The organism is Prolixibacter sp. NT017, assembly GCF_009617875.1.
Classification (GTDB): domain Bacteria; phylum Bacteroidota; class Bacteroidia; order Bacteroidales; family Prolixibacteraceae; genus Prolixibacter.
On sequence record NZ_BLAV01000001.1, the window covers coordinates 4,397,863 to 4,412,877 of the forward strand.

Sequence of the window (15,015 nt, forward strand, 5' to 3'; positions counted from 1 at the left end):
ATATTATGAGCGACTTTATTGATCTCAGGGGCAATCAGGTTTCTGAAACCGAACGTGAATTTGATAATAAGTTACGTCCGCTTCGCTTCAACGACTTTAAAGGGCAGGCTAAAATTGTTGAAAACCTGCAGGTATTTGTAAAAGCTGCGCTCATGCGGGGTGATGCACTTGATCATGTTTTATTGCACGGCCCGCCCGGACTGGGAAAAACTACCCTCTCAAATATTTTGGCCAACGAACTCGGTGTTAATCTGAAATTAACGTCCGGACCGGTGTTGGATAAACCAGGCGATTTAGCTGGATTGCTGACCAACCTGGAAGCAAACGATGTACTGTTTATTGATGAAATCCACAGGCTGAGTCCAGTTGTTGAAGAATATCTCTATTCCGCAATGGAGGATTACCGGATCGATATCATGATCGATAAAGGACCGAGTGCCCGTTCCATTCAGCTGGAGTTAAATCCGTTTACACTGATTGGAGCCACTACCCGCTCTGGTTTATTAACAAGTCCGCTGCGTGCTCGCTTTGGAATCAACTGCCACCTGGAATATTACGATACAGCGATTTTGACGGGCATTGTTGAACGATCAGCTTCCATTCTGAATGTTCCCATCAATCGCGAAGCGGCACTCGAAATTGCCTCGCGAAGCCGCGGTACGCCGCGAATCGTGAACGCTCTCCTTCGCAGGGTACGTGACTTTGCCATGGTGAAGGGAAACGGCGAAATAGACATCGAAATTACGCGTTTTGGCCTCGAAGCACTCAATATTGATAAGCACGGCCTTGATGAAATGGATAACCGCATTCTTACGACGATTATTGACAAATTCAAAGGTGGACCGGTTGGAATTAGCACCATTGCTACTGCCGTTGGCGAAGATGGCGGAACCATTGAAGAAGTGTACGAACCTTTCCTGATAAAGGAAGGATTTTTGAAACGAACACCGCGCGGACGGGAAGCTACAGAGCTTGCCTATCACCATCTGGGCAGAGCCAAAATTGACGGAGACAATCCATCGTTGTTTTAAAAATAAAAAGGCCGGTACTATTAAATACCGGCCTTCATTTTGTTTTTTATCTGGTGTCAACTATTTCTTAACAGGAACAATCTCGAAAAGCTTTGGCCACAGTTTTCCGGTAACGTAAATAGCGTTGGTTTTGGCGTCCCAGGCAATTCCGTTCAATACATCAATCGGTTTATTTTCGTCGCGGTACATGACACTTAGTAAGCCTGTTAAATCAAGTCTTCCGAGCACTTTTCCGTTGTTGGGATCAATTCGAACAATGGTGTTCGTCGTCCAGACGTTGGCCCAAATTTCTCCGTTGATGTATTCCAACTCGTTCAGGTATTTAACAGGGCCTTTGTCGTCATAAACGCTTATTGTTTTTAAAACTTGTTGATTTTCCGGATTAAGAAAGCGCAGGTTTTCGGTACCGTCACTCATGATGAGATTGGTACCATCGTTGGTCATCCCCCAGCCTTCTTTGGCTTCGTAATGCCATTGTCCGGTTTTATCGAATGTTTTCGCATCGTAAATAAAGCCGGTTTGAGCCTTGTAAGTAAGTTGATACAACTTGTTATCGAGAATAGTAATGCCTTCGCCAAAGTATTTTTTATCGAGCTTTTTCTCCTGTAATATTTTTCCGGTTTTCAGAACTTGTTTGGCGATAACTGACTGTCCTTTTTCACCGGTTCCTTCGTATAAGTAGCCGTTATGTATTAGTAAACCTTCGGTGAAAAACTTGGTGTTATGCGGATAAGTAGCGGTGATTTTATATGTGTAATCAACCGGTTTGGTATCCGAAACCACAGTAAAATCGCTGTAGTTCTCACCTTTTACACTGTCTGTTTTTATGGCGGTAACTTTTATGGAATGCTTGCCCATTGGCATTTCGTTCGTTGAAACTTTGATTTCGTTTTCAAGTGTTTTGCCACTGAAATAACTTTTCCCGTCCACTTCCACCTTGATGTTTTGGATGGTGCCGTTCTTTACGTTGGTTCTTGTTTTTATGGTAATGGGAGTTCCTTGCGGGTAGTATTTGCTTTTCGGTAGAATTTCGATAGCTGTTACCGGCTTGCGGGAACGCTTCGGAGTGCTCGAACATTGAAATAAAAGAATTCCTGTTAACGACAGGAAGAATGTGAGAACAGCTAACTTTTTCATCATATCAACTGGTAAACAAACAACGAAATTTAAAAATGGTAATGGTCTTCGGCAAATTTTCAAAATTTTCGGCAGTTATTAACAATTTTGCCCGATTTATTAAAATTGCTTCACGTGGAACGCTCGTATTGACTGCTTTTCACGGTAGTGAAGTGTCAATAGTTCATGTGAATAAATAAGGTTGTGCGGTGCTCTAAAAATTTTTGTGCTTTCTTTCAAAGTCTCTTCTATGTACAGCGGCTAACCTTATATTTGTAAAAGTAAAATAATTCACCGTTAATAAAGCACCGATTTGAGCGCACTAAAAAAACTGGCCGGAGAAACCGTCATCTATGGTGGTTCGAGTATCATTGGACGATTTCTTAACTGGTGGTTGGTTCCCTTCTATACCCGGATGTTTGCTCCGGAACAATACGGTATTGTCAGCAACGTGTATGCTTACGTAGCGTTTCTGTTGATTCTGCTAACGTACGGAATGGAAACTTCTTTCTTCCGGTTTGCCGGAAAAAGTAAAAAGCCCGATGAAGTTTATACCACTACGCTGATTTCTTTATTCGTTACTTCGGTTTCGTTTGTGCTGGCGGTTTTTGTCTTTTCAGGAAATATTGCCGGGTGGATGGAATATCCCAGTCACCCGGAATATATCCGTTGGATGGGATTAACGGTGGCGCTCGATGCTTTTACCTCCATACCGTTTGCCAGGCTTCGTCTGAACAGCAGGCCGGTGAGGTTTGCAATTGTCAAAATAACCGGAATAGCGGTGAATATTGGATTGAATATTTTCCTGATTTATTACTGCCCGAAGATTATCGATGCGAATCCTGATTCCATTTTCAGGTACATCTACAATCCTCATATCGGAATTGGTTATGTGTTCATTGCCAATTTGATTTCATCAGCGGTTATGTTGGTAATGTTATTTCCCGATTTCATTGGAAAGAAATTGGTTTTCGATAAAAAGTTGCTCCTGCAGATGCTTCGGTATGGTTGGCCCTTGCTTATTGTCGGACTGGCCGGAATGGCGAATCAGAACATAGAAAAAATATTGATGCCGAAATTGTTGCCCGAATCGGTCGATGGTTTGCAGCAACTGGGAATTTATGCCGCCAACTTTAAGCTGGCTGTTTTGATGAATTTGTTTATCCAGGCTTTCCGTTATTCGTTCGAGCCGTTTTTCTTTTCGCATTACAAAGGAGAAGATTCGAAGATGACCTATGCCCTGGTGATGAAATATTTCGTGATTTTCGGATTGACCATCTTTTTGGGTGTGATGCTTTATCTGGGGATTGCTAAGTATTTTATTGGCTCCCGTTATTACGAAGGTTTGAAAATTGTTCCCTTCATTTTGATGGGATATTTCTTCCAGGGAATATTCTATACGCTGTCGCTTTGGTATAAACTGACCGACAAAACCAGTTATGGTGCTAAGCTGGCACTTTTGGGCGCTGTTGTTACCATTGGATTGAACGTGCTGTTCATTCCGGTGATGGGATATATGGCTTCGGCATTGGCATTTTTGGTGGCATCGTTCGTGATGACTGTCGCTTCTTATTTTCTTGGACAAAAGCACTTTCCGGTTAAATATGATCTGAAGCGGGTGACACTTTATTTTGTGGTCGCACTCATTCTTTATTTCATTGGAGTGAACATCAACGTATCGAACGTTGTCATTCATTATGTTCTTCGGACAATTGTGATTCTTGTTTTCCTTGGTTTTGTGGTTTTCAAAGAAAAAAGGGAGCTGAAACGTTTGTTTGTTTAGGACTTGACAAGGCAAAACATTTTTTAACTAATTGGTTTCGCTTAAGTTTTATATCTTAGCGAGTTAAATACCGAAATGAACATATGGAAGTGAAAATTGTCAATCATTCAGGACACCCTCTGCCGCATTATGGCACCGAACACTCAGCCGGTATGGATTTGAGGGCCAACCTGAAACAAGATATTGTTTTAAAACCTCTTGAACGTACGCTGGTTCCCACCGGACTTTTTATTGAACTTCCGGTAGGATACGAAGCACAAGTTCGACCACGCAGCGGTCTTGCTGTGAAAAAAGGCATTACCGTTTTGAATTCTCCCGGAACCATTGATGCTGATTACCGTGGAGAAATTCAGGTTATCCTCATCAATCTTTCCTCCGAAGAATTTGTTATTTCCGATGGCGAGCGTATTGCTCAGATGGTAGTTGCTCAGCACGAAAAAGTAGAATGGGTGAAAGTGACTGAATTGGTTGAAACAGTTCGCGGTGAAGGCGGATTCGGGCACACCGGAAAAAATTAAATTATACACAGGCACACGGTGCTATTAATTAACACCATGATTAGAAAAAATTCGATTACCTATTGGGTTTTGTTTCTGGCCCTCGTTGGTTTGTCATCTTGTGCAACAACGAAAAAAGTGGCGCAAAAAGCTCCTGTCAAACAGGCGACTCAGGATACAACCCATGTGACCAAGGATCAGGAACGTGAATTTCAATATTTGTTAATAGAAGGTTTAAAACAGAAAGCGTTGGGGAATCTCGACAAGGCTATTCCGATTTTCTCACGTTGTCTCGAAATTGATCCTTCGTCGTCGATAGCTATGTTCGAACTGGCTAATATTCACATCGCCAAAGGCGATTTTACCAGCGCCATGCTGTTGCTCGAAAAAGCTGTTGCTAACAATCCCGAAAATGAATATTACCATTTGATGTTGGCGCGCGTTTATCAGCAAAATAAACAGTTCGATAAGGCGGCCGACCAATATGGACAGCTGGCTATTTTGGTTCCCGGAAACGACGATTACAAATATTATCATGCTTCGTTATTGGCGCAAGCTGGCAAATACGAAGATGCGTTGAAAGCTTTCGATGTACTTCAGCAGTCGACCGGGCCGCTGGAACAAATTGCAGTAGCCAAGCAACAGCTTTACCTCAAGATGGGTAAAAAGAAGGAAGCTTTTGACGAGATTGAAGGATTGATTAAAACGAATCCGAAAGATACCCGTTATTACGGCTTGTTGGCTGATATGTATCTGGCGGAAGGCGACAGTGCAAAAGCATTAGAGAACTACCATAAAATTCTTCAAATAGAGCCGGATAATGGGTTTGTTCAGATTTCGCTGGCCAATTATTATCGCGAAAGCGGAAAACCGGATCAAGCATACAACCATTTGTTGATGGCATTCAAAAATCCAAATCTGGATGTGGATACCAAGATTCAAATGTATGTGATGATTGTTCAGAAGGATAATCGCAAAGTATCCGATGAGCAGGAACTCCAGTTGTTGAAGGCGATGATGAACGCCAATATGGATGACGAGCGTCCCCGTGCGATGTATGTTGAATACCTTGTTCAGCACAATGAGATTGAAAAGGCACGCGATCAGATGCGCATCGTGGTTGGCATGAACAAAGACAACATTCGGTATTGGCAGCGTCTGCTTTTCCTGGACAATAATCTGCAGGACTGGAAAGCCATGTACACCGACGGTGACAACGCGCTTAAATATTTCCCCAGTCAGCCTCTGCTTTATGTAATGAAAGCGGTTGGAGCGTTACAGATGGAAAAGTACAAGGACGTTATTTCTATTTTGGACAAGGGACAGCAATATGTCGGCGACAACAATCAGTTGAGTTCGCAATTCTATATGTATCGTGCTGAGGCATTATACAAAATGAAGGACCTGAAGAAGTCGTACGCCATGTTCGACAAGGTGGTTCAGCTCGACCCGACAAACTACACGGCCATGAATAACTACGCTTATTATCTTTCGTTGCGGAGCGATAGTTTGCAGTTGGCTGAAAAGTTGAGCGGTAAAGTGGTACAAGCCAATCCCGACAATGCCACGTTCCTGGATACTTATGCATGGGTGCTTTTCAAGAAGAAAGATTATAGCCTGGCCAAGTTTTATATGGAGTCTGCCATTCGGAATGATAATGATAAGAATCCGGTTCTGCTTGAGCATTATGGCGATATTCTGTATTTCCTTGATGAAAAGGACAAGGCTTTGGAGAATTGGAAGAAGTCCGAAGAAATGGGGAATGACTCACCTACGCTGAAAGAGAAAATTAAGAAGAAAACCTACATCGAAGAAAATCCGAATTAACCGTGTTAAAGATTAGCAGGAGAGTTGTATTCCGTTTTATTTGGGTGAGCATCATTGCAACACTTTTATTTTCATGTAAATCGGCTGAAAAAGTTACAACGGCAAAAAAGATCAGGCACATGAGCTGCGGACGTATTTTGAAAAACGTTTCAGCAAATGAACCTTCTTATGAAACCATGGCCGTAAAACGCGTTTCAGTTAATGTAGAGGCGGAGGGTAAAAGTCATTCATTCAGAGCTTCGTACCGAATCAGACGTGACAGTGTAATACAAATTAATGCGCAAAAAGCTACCATTCCGGTAGGTAAACTGGAAATTACTCCCGATACATTCCGGGCTGTTTATTATATTGACAGAGAATATTACGAAGGCGCTTTGAATTATTTGTCAAAGCGATTAGGGATGGACATTGGCTTCGATATGTTTGAAGCCATTTTTACCAACCAGCTTTTTTCGTTTCGAAATGATCCGAAAGATCGCGACTTCCGTGATTTTCACTGCGCCATCGATGATGGTATGTACCGGATTTCGTCGATGAAAGACCGAAAGCTCCGGAAGGTAATTCGCAAGGAAGAAAAGCTGGAGCGATATCGAAACCGTTTTGATGAAGAGCATTTAATCCGGCAAGATATTTATGTCGATCCGAATAGATTTGTCATACGGAAGCTGGTATTCAACGATATTGATTATAATCGTACGATGAGTCTGGATTTCTCGCATTTCGAAATGATCGACGGTCGTTGGTTTCCGGAAGAAATACATCTGGATTATCAGGGAAAGGAAAGTTACAAGGTGAAGGTGAAACTGAGCCGGATTTCGTTTGACGAACCGGAATCTTTCAGGTTTAGAATTCCATCGAAGTACAAACAAATATTGCTGAAGTAATATATGAACAGGTGTACGGGATTTGTAATAGCTGTGTTTTTTGTGATGGCAGTTGCTGCAACAGCGTCTGCCCAGTCTCTTTCCGATCTCAGGAAAAAGAGGCAAAAAACAGCCGATGAGATTAAGTATACCAACCAATTGCTGGAAGAGACCAGCAAACATGCCAAAAGTTCGCTTAACCGTTTGGCGCTGCTGAACAAGCAGATCAGGCTTCGGGCGCAACTGATTGGCGAAATCAACGGCGAAATTGCCTACCTCGACAGTTCTATTTCTGATAATGCTTTTGTCGTCAAAGGACTTACTTCCGATTTAAAGAATATCCGTGCCAACTATGCCCAGATGATCCGGTATGCCCGTCGAAATGCTGACGCGAACAGCAAGCTTCTATTCTTGTTGTCGGCCGAGGATTTCAACCAGGCTTATAAAAGGTTTCTTTATTTAAGACAGTATGCCGATTACCGGAAAAAACAGGTGGAAGCCATTGTAGCTGTGAAAGACATTCTTGACGCCAAATTGGCCGACCTGGAAAAGCGCCGTAAGGAAAAGGAAGTGATGCTGGAGCAGAAGCGGAATGAATCGCAGCAAATGAGAACCCAGAAGGTTCAGCAAAACCAGTATTACGCGAGTTTACAGAAAAAGCAGCGTGACCTGAAGAAAAAGCTGGAGCAACAACGGGAAGTAGAACAACGTCTTCAAAAAGAGATTGAGCGCATCATTGCCGAGGAGGCGAAGAAAAGTGCCGCTAAGAATAAAAAAGGCTTTAGCCTGACGCCTGCCGAAAAAGAATTGTCTGCCGATTTTGGCAAAAATAAAGGACGTTTCCCCTGGCCGGTTGATCGGGGCTTGATTACCGAAGAGTTTGGTGAACATCCGCATCCGGTGCTGAAACGTGTAATGGTCCGGAATAATGGTATCGATATTACGACCAGTGCAGGCGAAAAGGCGCGGACTATATTCAGGGGAACCGTTTCGCGGGTGGTGGCCATACCAGGCGGTAACATGGCCGTAATAATCCGCCACGGAAATTACCTGACTGTTTATTCCAACCTGAGTGACGTGTTTGTTCGTGTAGGTCAAAAAGTGGAGACAAAACAGGAAATAGGAAAAATATATACCGACCCGGGAGATAACAAAACCGTTCTGAAGTTCCAGATTTGGCATGAGAATAAAAAGCAAAATCCCGAGGATTGGATTGTGAAGAAGTAGCCTGCCAAGCTGTGGCGAACAACCGGCAATGGCTGAATATCTGGCTTCATGAAAATAGATCCTGATCCAAAATTATTTTCACCGGGATGTTTTTTTATTTCTGTCCCGATGGAAATAAAAAAACATAGCAATCGAATTTCAATTACATCCGGACATGTTTATTCACATCCTGACCTTACATTAAAAAAGATCGGTAAAAGGTTGGAAAACACAGGCGAAACAGGGTTTCAACTCTTTCAGGTTGCCGGCATCCTCCGTTGGCTTACGGTGGGTTTTACAAATTCGCTACTCTTGTTAATCCAGGCAGGTCGACGATTCGTATCTTTCTTCCGTGAAGTTCGATCAATTGGTCGTGTTTAAACTCCGAAAGAAGCCGAATAACCGATTCTGTCGCCGTGCCGACCATATTGGCCAACTCTTCCCGCGTAAGCGAAATTTGCAGCGTTTTATTGTCATCCAGGTCGAAATTATCTTTCAGCAAAAGCAATACTTCAGCCAGACGTTCACGAACTGTTTTCTGTGCAATATCGGTGATGAAATCGTTGGCGTCCTTCAGCTCGGCGCAAACAATACGCAACATAGCTAACGAGAACTTCGAATTTTCATCAATCAGATACAGCAAGGTTTTATAAGGAATGTGGCATAAAACGGCATCTTCGATTACTTTGGCAGTGGTACACGCCGATTCCTGACTCAGTAATGAACGATAGGCGATAATATCTCCCTTCTTCACAAAACGGATGATCTGTTCTTTGCCGTCGATTCCGGTTTTATAAATTTTCAGAATTCCACGGGTGATGCAGTAAAATCCGGTAAGCCGGTTACCTTCCCGATAGATTACGCTTCCCTTCTTGTAAAATGAACAGGTCTTTTCGTAATTCAACCTTTCCATTTCCTCAGGTGTTAACGTTTGAAAGAAACGGAATTTGGAAAGATCGGCCTCCTCCTCTATAGGTTCATTATAATTTCTCATTCTGAAAAAGCGATTGAATTGAATAGTTTTTAGATTTCGTAAATATACAATTTACGGTTCGAATAACTAAAAATGCTGGAATAACACTTAAAGCCTGATTATATGAAACATATGGTGGATTTAGCATGGCATGAAAACATGTTTTTCGACACGGTTTTAGACGGACACCGACTTATTATTGATGCTTCGGAAGAAAACGGCGGTTCGGACAAGGGACCTCGCCCGAAGAAACTCATGCTATTGGCGTTAGCGGGTTGTACTGCTATGGATGTGATATCGATGTTGCGAAAAATGAAAATTATACCCGATAAATTTAACGTAATCGTTGAAGCTAATGTGACCGATGAGCATCCGAAGAAATACGATAAGATGCACGTGATTTACCAGTTTAGCGGAAAAGATCTTCCGTTGGCCAAGCTGGAAAGAGCCGTTCAGTTATCTGAAGAAAAGTATTGTGGAGTGAGTGCGGTATACCGCGACGCGGCTGAGATGACATCGGAGATACGAATTGTGTAAAACATGGTTATACCAACAATAGAGAGAAGGGATATACACAAAGGATGGACCAACGACCAGTGGTTCTTTAAGCTGATGACCATCTGCGATTATAAAGCAGAGAACCACTCGGAATCTTTCCATTTGCACGATTATTATTCAGTTTTCTGGATAAAAACCGGCGAGGTGGTTCATGCCACCGATTTTGTGGAGTATACCCTGGCAGGCAACACCATTTTGTTTGTTCCGCCCGGTATTCGGCATCGGATGATTTTGGATAAATACGCCGATGGAGTCACCTTCATTTTCAATGAAGAATTTGTTCGCATGAATTACGACTCCAATATTCCAGTTCGTGAATACGAGATATTCTTTAACCAAACATTTAAGAGCCTGGTAACGCTTACCGACGAAGACCTTCCGGCTTTCGGGATGATTGTGGACAAACTGATGAAGGAGTACAACCGGCACGATAAGTTTTCCCGCAGTATTGTCCTTAATCTGTTGAACCTGTTCTTTCTGGAAGCATCCCGCCTTTACGAGCAGCAAAACAGTAAGGAAGAGGTAGAACCCGGTGACGCTCCCAATTCGTCCATCATCGAGTTTAAAGCGTTAATCGATAAACACTACCGTGAAGAGAAGGGAGTAGCCTTTTATGCCGAAAGGCTGAATATGCAGCCTTCGTGCCTCAACAATGTGACCCGCCGCACTTCCGGAATTACGGCGGGCGAGATGATTAGGAATCGCATCATCACTGAAGTCAAGCGACTTTTATTCAGTACCGATTTGTCCATCAAAGAAATTGGTGTCGAAATGGGATTCGATGATCCGGCGTATTTCAGCCGGTTTTTTAAGAAGTATACCGGCACTTCCCTCTCCGATTTCAGAGAACGCTCGCGTAAAAAGTACAAGTAAAACTTATTTTTGTCCATTTACTGAAATACCAGTCAGTTATACCTTTGTATTGTTATTTAATTAAAAACCAAAAATTGACAATTATGAAAATGAAGGTAAATAAACTGGCTGTGATTCTGGCCTTACTTATGGGAGTCTCAGCTCCCGTTTTTGCTCAATCGTATCAGGTCGATACAAACGCAAGTACCATTAAGTGGACTGGTAAGAAAGTGGCTGGTAGTCATCATGGAACGATCGCTTTTAAAGAGGGCAAGCTGGAAGTGAAAGACAACCAGTTGGTCGGTGGTAACCTGGTCGTCGATATGACAACCATTAAGGACCTGGATTTGACCGATCCCGATTGGAACAAAAAACTGGTTGGCCACTTGTCCTCCGACGATTTCTTTGGCGTGGAAAAGCATCCGGTTTCACGTTTGGTCATTAAAAAGATTGAGCCCAAAGGTGGACGTCAGTATCATGTAACCGGAGACTTGACCATTAAAGGAATTACCAAACCCGTTGAATTCGATTCCAATATTTCGGTAACCGGGAATAAGCTGGAAGCTACCGGTACGATGCCGGTAGACAGAACGAAATATGGAATTAAATATGGTTCCGGTTCATTTTTTTCCAATCTGGGTGACAAGATGATTGACGATGTATTCACCCTCGAATTCAGTTTGGAAGCTAATCAGCAGCCGGACTAACGCTCAAAAAGCAGAAAGGAAATTATCATGCAAAAAGTAATTCACAGGGCTGAAACCCGTGGGCACTTTGATCACGGGTGGCTCAATACCTGGCATTCATTCAGTTTTGCGGACTATTATAATCCCGACCGCATTCAGTTTGGATTGCTTCGGGTATTGAATGATGATATTGTAAAACCAGGAATGGGCTTTGGAACGCATCCGCACAACAATATGGAAATCATCACCATTCCGCTTGAAGGACAATTGGAACACCGCGACAGTATGGGAAATGGCTCCATTATCGAAGCTGGTGAAGTTCAGGTAATGACAGCCGGTTCGGGAATTACACACTCTGAGTTCAATCCTTCGAAAGATACGGAAGTGAATTTGCTTCAAATCTGGGTTTTCCCGCGCGAGCGGAATCTAACACCGAGGTACGACCAAAAACGCTTCGATACTTCAAAAATGAAAAATGAGTTTCTGACAGTTGTGACGCCCGACGGAGCCAGTGAGTCATTGTTTGTTCATCAGGATGCGTGGTTTTCACTTGCCGAAACGGATGACGGCAAAGAAATGAAATACCAGATGCATTCCGGCAACAGCGGTGTATATCTTTTCGTGATTGACGGAGAACTGGAAGTGGATGGAGATACGCTGAAAAGCCGCGATGGAATAGGTATTTACGATACTTCGGAATTCTCGGTGAAGAGTTTGCAACCCGCAAAATTCCTTGTTATGGAAATTCCGATGAATTAATCGTTGAAAATACAGGAATAGGCTTTGCCTTTTTTATATGACTCCCTTTCGTTGTACCTTTAATGGAAACAAAAAAGAAGAGGTATGCGAAAAGTGGCTTTAATTACCGGAAGCGCCAAGCGCATCGGACGAGCTGTTGCTTTGCATCTGGCTCAGTCAGGATGGGACTTGGCGCTTCATTTTCATCATTCGGAGACGGAGGCGGCTGAATTAAAGAGAGAGTTAAAACATATCAATAGTCACGGTACTTATCGCCTGTTTCAGGCCGATCTGAATCATGTTCCGGATGCGGAGAATTTGATTTCGAATGTGATTAGTGCTTTTGCCCGACTCGATTTGCTGGTGAACAATGCCTCCGTTTTTCAGCCCGTCACCATCAAGGATACTTCTACCATGATGTTGCAGCGCAATCTGCAGGTGAATTTCGTGGCTCCTTTCATACTCACGAGGGAATTCGCGAACCATGCCGACAATGGTGTGATTATTAATTTGGTCGATACCCGGATAAAGAAGAACAATTCCTCTCATGCTGCTTATAGTTTATCGAAAAAAGTACTTTGGGAACTAACGAAAATGAGTGCACTGGAACTGGCACCGGCATTCCGCGTAAACGCTATTGCTCCCGGTGCTGTTCTTCCTCCGGAAGGAAAAGATGATGCTTACCTGAATAATTTATCCGAGGCAACACCAATGAAAGAGCCGGCCGGACTGAAGCCGGTTTTACAGAGTCTTTCCTATATTTTGGAAAACGAAAATCTGACTGGCCAGGTTTTGTTCTGCGATAGCGGTGAGCAATTGCTTTAACTTTTCGCCGATCATTTTGTTTTTATTTACTGAAGTGCTAATTTTTAGCCTGCTAACTTAGATTCCCCTTTTTATGGCCCTGATACGCATCAAAGATCTGCTCATACGCACCATCATTGGATTTAATCCCGACGAAAGGAAGAATCGTCAGGATGTGCTGATTAATATCGAGATAGAAGTCGATACTCAAATGGCAGTAGAAACCGACGAACCAGATGGTATTTACGATTATAAAGCCATCACGAAACAGGTGATAAGCCTGGTGCAGGAGAGTCAGTTCAATCTGCTGGAAAAATTGACGCACACAATTCTTTCCCTTATTATGAAAGATGAGCGGGTAAAACGGGCGCGCGTTGAAGTAGACAAACCTCATGCCCTGCGTTTTGCTGAATCAGTTTCCGTAGTAATGGAGGAAAAAAGATGAGCGAAATGAATACTTGCGTGGTTGGTATCGGCTCGAATATTCACCCGGAAGAGAATATCCGTGAAGCAATTCGCATTTTGGAAGAAGAGCAGACACTTCTATCGGTGTCGGCGATGGTAGAAACCGAACCCATCGGGATTACCGATCAGCCGGCTTTCATCAACGGCGCCGTAAAGGTTTCTACGTCAATGCAGCAGGTGGAATTTTCGGCTTATCTGAAAAATATTGAAGATCGGTTGAAACGGGACCGTACACAGCCCCGTTTCGGACCCAGAACCATCGACCTTGATGTAGTTGTATGGAACGGTAAAGTAGTCGATCGCGATTATTATACTCGTCAGTTTTTAAAGAACGCTGTCGATGAAGTGCTCTGAATCCTACCAATCTTATATTTTAACTTAAGAAAGCTGCAGCTTTGCTGAATACTTGCCGGAAGCTTTCGTCCACATCTTTCGCAATTCCATTATTACTTACCGGAAAAGGATTTTCGTGACTGTATGGAAACGGAAAATCCAGGACTTCCATCGGAACGGGGATACTTCCTTTCCTTCCGTGAAGTGTCCGGTCGATGGCATCCGGCGGCATCACTTTATCTTTAGCCAGTGCTATCGAATAAATCTGCTGGTTATACTTTTTGAAAAAATGTTCCCGCCTCCGTTTCTTTTTCTCAATCCGAAGCATTGTTACAAATGATTTCCACATCTCGCGAAAGCGGAGAATGCCGTACATTTTCAGAATGGCCCGTATTTCCCGGTTTCGTTTGTGGAAAAACATTTGGCGCAGCGTAAAAAACGCCTGGTTGTCCATGATGTATTTTGAGGCGCCGTTCATCTGGTCGAAAGTCGGGCCGCCACAAAACATGAACAGTCGCGCATCTTTCAGCAATCCTTTTGGGTTGGAGAGGAAGAGAATTTCCGACAGAAAGGCTCCGATGGAATAAGCGAAAAAGTCAACCTTTGTTCCTTCCGGGAAAAGCGCATGTTCACCTTTCGTTACCTGTTTCAACAAGGTGACTACATCCTGGTAACTTTGCGCACCTGAAATAAAAAACTGCTCGGGACGTTCATCCAACCGCGAACTTAACGCTGCGTTGGCGAATGAAAGCTCTTTTAATTCTGCCGAGCTGGTTTTCCGTTCTTTCACCACCGAATTCATTTCCCTCGGATTGGTCCACTTTTTTGGCGAGCGGTTCATATGAAATGCAATGGGAAACAGAATGACAGCTTTTCCGGTGTGTTGCGCGAGGTAAAATGCCCACGAAAAATATTTGTCCCAGCTCCGCTCATTGAGGCCGTGAAGCAACAAAATAGCTTCGTCCGGTTTTCTGTCTTTTTCCGGAAGGAAAACGGGGTACCAGAATTGGTCATTTTCCGGATAACTGGTTCCCAATAGCTCATGATTGCATAACGAAGCAGGAAGCAAATCCTTCCAACTACGCTTTTTTCGGAACTCCGAGCGAAACTGAAAGTTCCGAATGCTCACCGGGCAACTTTCCAACTGAATTTCTGGCTTATCGTATACAAAATTGGCAGCAATCATTTGTTGCATCTCGGTGTAGTCTCTTTTCATTGTATTTTCATGCAGGTTGATAATCAGTATTTTCAGTTGCAAGTTAGTTTAACGCATACACTTGTTG

16 protein-coding genes are annotated in these 15,015 nt (G+C 43.2%); 13 read left to right on the forward strand and 3 right to left on the reverse strand.

Annotated elements, in window-relative coordinates; translation table 11 throughout:
- Positions 1 to 5: 5 nt before the first annotated feature.
- Positions 6 to 1,031 (forward strand): Holliday junction branch migration DNA helicase RuvB, encoded by a 1,026-nt coding sequence (ruvB, locus tag GJU87_RS18315; protein ID WP_106540981.1) that lies wholly within the window; start codon positions 6 to 8, stop codon positions 1,029 to 1,031.
- Positions 1,032 to 1,091: 60 nt separating this feature from the next.
- Here the strand turns inward: ruvB and GJU87_RS18320 are convergent, their stop codons facing one another.
- Entirely contained in the window at positions 1,092 to 2,171 is a 1,080-nt protein-coding gene (locus tag GJU87_RS18320; RefSeq protein ID WP_153640796.1) for a glutaminyl-peptide cyclotransferase, read from the reverse strand.
- A gap of 289 nt (positions 2,172 to 2,460) precedes the next feature.
- Here GJU87_RS18320 and GJU87_RS18325 point away from each other — a divergent pair, with 289 nt between their 5' ends.
- The 5 genes from GJU87_RS18325 (at position 2,461) to GJU87_RS18345 (ending at position 8,344) form a co-directional block, all read left to right on the forward strand.
- Complete coding sequence (locus GJU87_RS18325) at positions 2,461 to 3,930, forward strand: lipopolysaccharide biosynthesis protein (RefSeq protein WP_153640797.1); 1,470 nt, start codon at positions 2,461 to 2,463, stop codon at positions 3,928 to 3,930.
- An 83-nt stretch (positions 3,931 to 4,013) separates the two neighbouring features.
- Positions 4,014 to 4,448, forward strand: coding sequence for a dUTP diphosphatase (gene dut / locus GJU87_RS18330; protein WP_153640798.1), 435 nt, complete (start codon positions 4,014 to 4,016; stop codon positions 4,446 to 4,448).
- Between the two features lie 36 nt (positions 4,449 to 4,484).
- Positions 4,485 to 6,254, forward strand: coding sequence for a tetratricopeptide repeat protein (locus GJU87_RS18335; protein ID WP_153640799.1), 1,770 nt, complete (start codon positions 4,485 to 4,487; stop codon positions 6,252 to 6,254).
- Positions 6,255 to 6,373: 119 nt separating this feature from the next.
- Positions 6,374 to 7,138 (forward strand): DUF4292 domain-containing protein, encoded by a 765-nt coding sequence (locus GJU87_RS18340; protein ID WP_153640800.1) that lies wholly within the window; start codon positions 6,374 to 6,376, stop codon positions 7,136 to 7,138.
- 45 nt (positions 7,139 to 7,183) lie between these two features.
- Positions 7,184 to 8,344: a murein hydrolase activator EnvC gene (locus GJU87_RS18345; protein ID WP_228492050.1), complete on the forward strand. Its 1,161-nt coding sequence runs from the start codon at positions 7,184 to 7,186 to the stop codon at positions 8,342 to 8,344.
- Between the two features lie 274 nt (positions 8,345 to 8,618).
- Here GJU87_RS18345 and GJU87_RS18350 read toward each other — a convergent pair whose 3' ends face one another.
- Positions 8,619 to 9,236 carry a Crp/Fnr family transcriptional regulator gene (locus GJU87_RS18350; protein ID WP_228492051.1) on the reverse strand — a complete coding sequence of 206 codons (618 nt, stop codon included), beginning with the start codon at positions 9,234 to 9,236 and terminating at the stop codon, positions 8,619 to 8,621.
- Between the two features lie 183 nt (positions 9,237 to 9,419).
- On the opposite strand from GJU87_RS18350, the gene GJU87_RS18355 reads away from it, so the two are divergent.
- The 7 genes from GJU87_RS18355 to folK all read left to right on the forward strand — a co-directional run bounded on the left by GJU87_RS18355 (position 9,420) and on the right by folK (position 13,753).
- A complete protein-coding gene (locus GJU87_RS18355) occupies positions 9,420 to 9,833 on the forward strand; it encodes an OsmC family protein (protein WP_153640803.1) in 414 nt (137 codons plus the stop codon).
- A 3-nt stretch (positions 9,834 to 9,836) separates the two neighbouring features.
- On the forward strand, positions 9,837 to 10,727 hold the full coding sequence (locus GJU87_RS18360; RefSeq protein ID WP_153640804.1) for a helix-turn-helix domain-containing protein: 891 nt from the start codon (positions 9,837 to 9,839) through the stop codon (positions 10,725 to 10,727).
- 83 nt (positions 10,728 to 10,810) lie between these two features.
- Complete coding sequence (locus GJU87_RS18365) at positions 10,811 to 11,413, forward strand: YceI family protein (protein WP_228492052.1); 603 nt, start codon at positions 10,811 to 10,813, stop codon at positions 11,411 to 11,413.
- A gap of 27 nt (positions 11,414 to 11,440) precedes the next feature.
- Positions 11,441 to 12,151 (forward strand): pirin family protein, encoded by a 711-nt coding sequence (locus GJU87_RS18370; RefSeq protein ID WP_153640805.1) that lies wholly within the window; start codon positions 11,441 to 11,443, stop codon positions 12,149 to 12,151.
- Positions 12,152 to 12,235: 84 nt separating this feature from the next.
- Positions 12,236 to 12,955 carry an SDR family NAD(P)-dependent oxidoreductase gene (locus GJU87_RS18375; RefSeq protein WP_153640806.1) on the forward strand — a complete coding sequence of 240 codons (720 nt, stop codon included), beginning with the start codon at positions 12,236 to 12,238 and terminating at the stop codon, positions 12,953 to 12,955.
- Between the two features lie 73 nt (positions 12,956 to 13,028).
- On the forward strand, positions 13,029 to 13,379 hold the full coding sequence (locus GJU87_RS18380; protein WP_153640807.1) for a dihydroneopterin aldolase: 351 nt from the start codon (positions 13,029 to 13,031) through the stop codon (positions 13,377 to 13,379).
- Positions 13,376 to 13,753 carry a 2-amino-4-hydroxy-6-hydroxymethyldihydropteridine diphosphokinase gene (folK, locus tag GJU87_RS18385; RefSeq protein WP_153640808.1) on the forward strand — a complete coding sequence of 126 codons (378 nt, stop codon included), beginning with the start codon at positions 13,376 to 13,378 and terminating at the stop codon, positions 13,751 to 13,753. Before GJU87_RS18380 ends, folK begins: the two co-directional genes overlap by 4 nt.
- A gap of 19 nt (positions 13,754 to 13,772) precedes the next feature.
- Here the strand turns inward: folK and GJU87_RS18390 are convergent, their stop codons facing one another.
- A complete protein-coding gene (locus GJU87_RS18390; protein WP_153640809.1) occupies positions 13,773 to 14,948 on the reverse strand; it encodes a DUF6051 family protein in 1,176 nt (391 codons plus the stop codon).
- Positions 14,949 to 15,015 lie beyond the last annotated feature (67 nt).

Bases quoted from the DNA above. Each gene is read 5' to 3' on its own strand.
- ruvB (WP_106540981.1), top strand. From the start codon at position 6: ATGAGCGACTTTATTGATCTCAGGGGCAATCAGGTTTCTGAAACCGAA.
- GJU87_RS18320 (WP_153640796.1), bottom strand. From the start codon at position 2,171: ATGATGAAAAAGTTAGCTGTTCTCACATTCTTCCTGTCGTTAACAGGA.
- dut (WP_153640798.1), top strand. From the start codon at position 4,014: ATGGAAGTGAAAATTGTCAATCATTCAGGACACCCTCTGCCGCATTAT.
- GJU87_RS18335 (WP_153640799.1), top strand. From the start codon at position 4,485: ATGATTAGAAAAAATTCGATTACCTATTGGGTTTTGTTTCTGGCCCTC.
- GJU87_RS18340 (WP_153640800.1), top strand. From the start codon at position 6,374: ATGAGCTGCGGACGTATTTTGAAAAACGTTTCAGCAAATGAACCTTCT.
- GJU87_RS18345 (WP_228492050.1), top strand. From the start codon at position 7,184: ATGGCAGTTGCTGCAACAGCGTCTGCCCAGTCTCTTTCCGATCTCAGG.
- GJU87_RS18350 (WP_228492051.1), bottom strand. From the start codon at position 9,236: ATGGAAAGGTTGAATTACGAAAAGACCTGTTCATTTTACAAGAAGGGA.
- GJU87_RS18355 (WP_153640803.1), top strand. From the start codon at position 9,420: ATGAAACATATGGTGGATTTAGCATGGCATGAAAACATGTTTTTCGAC.
- GJU87_RS18360 (WP_153640804.1), top strand. From the start codon at position 9,837: ATGGTTATACCAACAATAGAGAGAAGGGATATACACAAAGGATGGACC.
- GJU87_RS18365 (WP_228492052.1), top strand. From the start codon at position 10,811: ATGAAAATGAAGGTAAATAAACTGGCTGTGATTCTGGCCTTACTTATG.
- GJU87_RS18370 (WP_153640805.1), top strand. From the start codon at position 11,441: ATGCAAAAAGTAATTCACAGGGCTGAAACCCGTGGGCACTTTGATCAC.
- GJU87_RS18375 (WP_153640806.1), top strand. From the start codon at position 12,236: ATGCGAAAAGTGGCTTTAATTACCGGAAGCGCCAAGCGCATCGGACGA.
- GJU87_RS18380 (WP_153640807.1), top strand. From the start codon at position 13,029: ATGGCCCTGATACGCATCAAAGATCTGCTCATACGCACCATCATTGGA.
- folK (WP_153640808.1), top strand. From the start codon at position 13,376: ATGAGCGAAATGAATACTTGCGTGGTTGGTATCGGCTCGAATATTCAC.
- GJU87_RS18390 (WP_153640809.1), bottom strand. From the start codon at position 14,948: ATGAAAAGAGACTACACCGAGATGCAACAAATGATTGCTGCCAATTTT.